The following is a 5,000-nucleotide window of genomic DNA, read 5'->3' on the forward strand; positions in this document are numbered from 1 at the left end:
ATCTCTAAACCGGTCAGCGGGATGTCAAGTCTTGGTAAGGTTCTTCGCGTTGCTTCGAATTAAACCACATGCTCCACTGCTTGTGCGGGCCCCCGTCAATTCCTTTGAGTTTCAGTCTTGCGACCGTACTCCCCAGGCGGAGTGCTTAATGCGTTAGCTTCGGCACTGAGGGTGGTACCCCCCAACACCTAGCACTCATCGTTTACGGCGTGGACTACCAGGGTATCTAATCCTGTTTGCTCCCCACGCTTTCGCGCCTCAGCGTCAGAAATCGGCCAGCAAGGCGCCTTCGCCACAGGTGTTCCTCCACATCTCTACGCATTTCACCGCTACACGTGGAATTCCCCTTGCCTCTCCGATCCTCAAGCCATCCCGTATCCAAGGCAGTCCCAAGGTTGAGCCTTGGGCTTTCACCCCGGACGCAGATGGCCGCCTGCGCGCGCTTTACGCCCAGTGATTCCGGACAACGCTTGCCCCCTACGTATTACCGCGGCTGCTGGCACGTAGTTAGCCGGGGCTTCCTCCTCTGTTACCGTCAGGGTGTGAGCATTCCCTTCTCACACTTGTTCTTCACAGAAGACAGAATTTTACAACCCGAAGGCCTTCATCATTCACGCGGCGTTGCTCCATCAGGCTTGCGCCCATTGTGGAAGATTCCCTACTGCTGCCTCCCGTAGGAGTCTGGGCCGTGTCTCAGTCCCAGTGTGGCCGATCACCCTCTCAGGTCGGCTACGCATCGTCGCCTTGGTGAGCCGTTACCTCACCAACTAGCTAATGCGCCGCGGGCTCATCCGACAGTGAAGCGAAAGCTTCTTTCTCGATTCCCTCATGCGAGGGGATCGCTTATCCGGTATTAGCACTCGTTTCCAAGCGTTATCCCAGTCTGTCGGGCAGATTGCCCACGTGTTACTCACCCGTCCGCCGCTAACCTTTGGGAGCAAGCTCCCTCCAGTCCGCTCGACTTGCATGTATTAGGCACGCCGCCAGCGTTCGTCCTGAGCCAGGATCAAACTCTCAATAAAAGTTGAAAAAGTTTGTATCTTGACTCGCATCAGATCTCTGTAACACTCGTTTAGTTTTCAAGGATCAAGAACAGGATGTTCATTGTCCAACGTTGCGACAGGACGTCGCGTTCTTCGTTGAGCTACCACCGCGTGTCTCTCGCGGCGACGTTTACTAACATACCATATCAAAAACATGATCGCAACAGGTAATTTCTTTCAGCTCAATTGTTACCGCTTCTTCGCGATGACAGGTGCTATCGTATCACGCTGCTGGTTTTTACTCAACGAACAGATCCCAACAAAATCGTGCAAATAGAATGCTTCCGAGGTTATCACCCTCGGAAGCATCGTTTGGCTTCTTTAAGCTGTTGTCGGCTCAACCGTCAGCTCTTCACAAGTATCGCAGTTGCTCCAAATGGAGTGTGGATCCATAGCTTGCACCTTGCTTTCAACTTTCACGACTTGCAGATCAAGATCGAACCAGTCCTGCTTTGCCATTCTCCCACCTCCTTCACTTACCATTATATTCTGAATTAATTGATAAATAAAGTAGAAAAATCAATCTCTTGAAAACACAAGAGATTAGATCTATATGGCTCAAGCCTCAGCATGCAGATCGACCAGATAACCCATGGAAAAGGTCTACATACTAGATCTGCGAAATTGGGGGTTCCGAACGGTGCTTTGAGGATTCTTCAACTGATATTGTTAAAAGCATTCTACAAAAGGCATCTGTTTCTAATGAGTCTTATACCTTCCATTTCTATACGGGACGCGTCTCGTACTTAGTTGGACTACCACCGCGTGTCGCTCGCAGCGAAGATTTCTAACATAACACGTTGAGAACAATTCAAAATCGTTTCTTACCGGCGCTCTCTCGGCGACAAGGACTATCTTATCACTCTGAAACATTTTCTCGACGCCTACATCCGAATTACTTCAAATAAATAGAATGCTTCCGAGGCTCTTAGCCTCGGAAGCAAATAATCCGCCTTCAGCAGTATTCCAACGTAGTAGTGGGCTTACATCTAACATCCGTTGACAAATCGCAGGTGTAACACAGGGTAATTTCAGAGATTGGCATAGCATCTGTCGATTTCACGACATTCACGATCTGTAGGTCAAGATCGAACCAGTCATTGTTCACCATGTTTTCCACCTCCCTTGCTCTTATTATATCTTTTTTACATAAAAAATAAAGATTTAATTTCGGCGTATGACGAAAGAATGATGTAAACAACTCGCCCCTGCTGTCCTGCTCATCCGCATTCGTGATGAAGAGAAATCTCCACCATTCAGGCTAAAAACAACGCTCAGAATCCACAAGTTTTCGACGCTCGGGGGCAGGCAAATAACCGATCTCAATTACATAGGCAATCATCCGTTCGATCAACTGACGATCGGGCTCTGGGTAGGAAATTCCCTCCTCAGCTAGCAATGCCATCGCTTGGCTGGTATCAAACCTCAACACTGGCCCATCCCCATCAGACTCCAACAAGTGTGCTAGCATCAGCACCCTTCCTTCCTCTTGTTCGGAAAAATTCCCCGCTTCGAACACCCACCGCTGGAATTCCTCCGCCCCTAGGACCCGAATCTCATATCCAATCTCTTGCAAGATCTTGGTAAACGCATTGCCACGGATTCCTATTGGATTGCATAAATGCAGAGTTCGCCACTTCGTTTCTCGTCGAAAAGCCAAATGAACCAGTGCTCGACTACACGAATCGACAGGAGTCAGATCAATATATTGTCGATCTGCAATTGTCGCCCCCAACAAAAGCATTGCTTTCATGAAACGATAAAACGCGTTGGTCTCCACGTTGCGTTGGAATTTTCCTGTAACAGAATGTCCGACCAGATTTCCCACACGATAAATCGTAGCCGGAATTCCTTCCTCCATTGCTTGCTGAACTAATTCTTCGGCCAGACGCTTGCTTTTCACATACACATTGTCGGCTGTCTGTGCAGAGGGCCTGTTGCTATTTTCATCCACGACCCACTCGGAGACGCCTTCAGGTGCCCAGGTCGCTACACTTAATGTAGAAACCAAATGAAAACGCACTCCCTCGCGTCTTTTTGCAAAAGCTAATAACTGTTCCGTTCCCCTTACATTCACCTTGATAAATTGGTCTTCGTCGCCATAATGCCGAACATCAGCACCACAATGCAGGATCGCATCGACCTCTTGCTGTACAGTGCCAACATCCTGAGCTGAGAGGCCCAGTCCATCTGCAGACAGATCACCCACGATCACCGACACCCGGTCTGCCAACAATTCGACACCCTGCTCACCAAAATAGAATCGCATCGTATCGATCAAACGTGCAGTCGCCGCCCGCTGATCATGTGCTCGCACGAGACAATAGACGTGTGTAGATGTCGTTTCAATCAGATCGAACAAAACATGCGAACCTAGGTACCCAGTTACTCCGGTTAACAACACACCTCTTGGGCTCTCAATCCCTTTTTGTATCGTCTCCGATATGTGTACTCCCCCTTTTGCATCCGAAAGCGCACCCTGTTCAGCAGCCTGTTCTTCTTTCTGACAGATCAAGCGCTCCAAGCCTACCACCGTGCGATAGGTATAAAAATCCTGTATCGTCAAACTCGGATAATCAGGCTTTAACCGCAACAGAATTGGGAAAATCGACAATGAATGTCCGCCTAATGCGAAGAAGTCGTCATGGATGCCCACCCGTTTAACCCCGAGCATCTCCTGCCAAACACTGGCGATCTTTTTCTGAATTTCCGTCTCTGGCGGCGAATACGAATCCAGATCGAAAAGGTCAGTCTCTTCAGGAGCAGGCAATGCTCGTTCATCCACCTTGCCATTCAATGTCAGTGGAATCGCAGAAATCGAGATTAGATGCGCCGGCACCATGTAATCTGGCAACTGTTTCATGAGAAAATCGCGTATTTCTGTCATCTGCACCGTTCGATTCAGGACCATGTAACCTGCGATCCTTTTTTGTCCATCGGAGCTTTTCAAAGCGATCACGACACATTCACCCACAGCAGAATGTTGCTGAAGTACAGTCTCAATTTCTCCAAGTTCGATGCGAAAACCGCGAATTTTCACCTGTTTGTCGATACGTCCACCAAACTCAATGTTGCCATCTATCAAAAACCGACCAATGTCTCCCGTTTTGTAGAGTGTGCCTTCCTCAAATGGATTGTCCACAAAACGCTCTGCTGTCAAATTGGGTCGATTCAAATATCCTTTCGCAAGACCTGGACTGCTGATGTAGATCTCCCCACTTGAACCGACTGGTACTTGGCGCATCGCTGCATCTAGAATATAGATCTTACAATTGGGCAACGGACGACCGATCGGAAGGGAATTGGGAATTACGTCCGAACGCAAAGACGACCATGCAGTTGCACAAACTGTCGCTTCTGTCGGACCGTAAGCATTGATAAAATGGACGCGTTGTGCCCACGCCTGTGCAACCGCCACCTGACAAACATCGCCACCAGATGCCAGTGTTTCGAGGTCTGGCCCCGCGTCAAGCGGTAGTTGAGCAATCAGCACCGGAGACAACAAAGCATATGTGATCTTTTCACGCGCAAAGAGTTCTTTCAGTGCGATCGGGTCACGCAAGACATGACTTTCTGTTAGGATCAAGCTACCTCCACGGAGCACCGCAAAGAAAATCTCCATGATCGATGCATCAAATGAAAAGGATGCCGTCTGCAGAATACGGCTCTCCTCATGTATGTCAAAAACATCGGCCTGAGCCATCGCGAGATTGCTAACTCCTCGGTGAGTCAGCAAAGCTCCTTTGGGATTCCCTGTGGAACCGGACGTATAGATCACGTAGGCCAAATCATCTGCCGAATTTGCCAATGGCAAGGACGTGATCGGAAACGATTCCCATGCATTCCGCTCCTGCTCGAACGACACGACTTCACCCGAAAAACCCTGTAAGCGATCCAGTAGGTGTGAACGAGTCAATACAACTGCTGCTCGGGAATCTTCCAACAGATAATCGATCC

General features: G+C 49.1%; 3 protein-coding genes and 1 rRNA gene (2 of these 4 only partly in view). All 4 read right to left on the reverse strand.

All coding sequences use genetic code 11. The features are described 5' to 3' along the window. Positions 1-1,022, reverse strand: a 16S ribosomal RNA gene (locus CIG75_RS13120); it reaches 523 nt to the left of the window's first position. A 342-nt stretch (positions 1,023-1,364) separates the two neighbouring features. Further along, positions 1,365-1,502, reverse strand: coding sequence for a hypothetical protein (locus CIG75_RS20765; protein ID WP_157729547.1), 138 nt, complete (start codon positions 1,500-1,502; stop codon positions 1,365-1,367). Between the two features lie 496 nt (positions 1,503-1,998). Then, entirely contained in the window at positions 1,999-2,154 is a 156-nt protein-coding gene (locus CIG75_RS21630) for an FDLD family class I lanthipeptide (protein WP_193791321.1), read from the reverse strand. A gap of 150 nt (positions 2,155-2,304) precedes the next feature. Beyond that, positions 2,305-5,000 carry the 3' portion of a non-ribosomal peptide synthetase family protein gene (locus tag CIG75_RS13125; protein ID WP_094237075.1) on the reverse strand. The gene runs 901 nt beyond the window's last position, so the window shows 2,696 of its 3,597 coding nt (coding positions 902-3,597); its start codon lies off the right edge, out of view; the stop codon is at positions 2,305-2,307.

It is taken from the genome of Tumebacillus algifaecis, from assembly GCF_002243515.1.
Taxonomy (GTDB): Bacteria; Bacillota; Bacilli; order Tumebacillales; family Tumebacillaceae; genus Tumebacillus_A; species Tumebacillus_A algifaecis.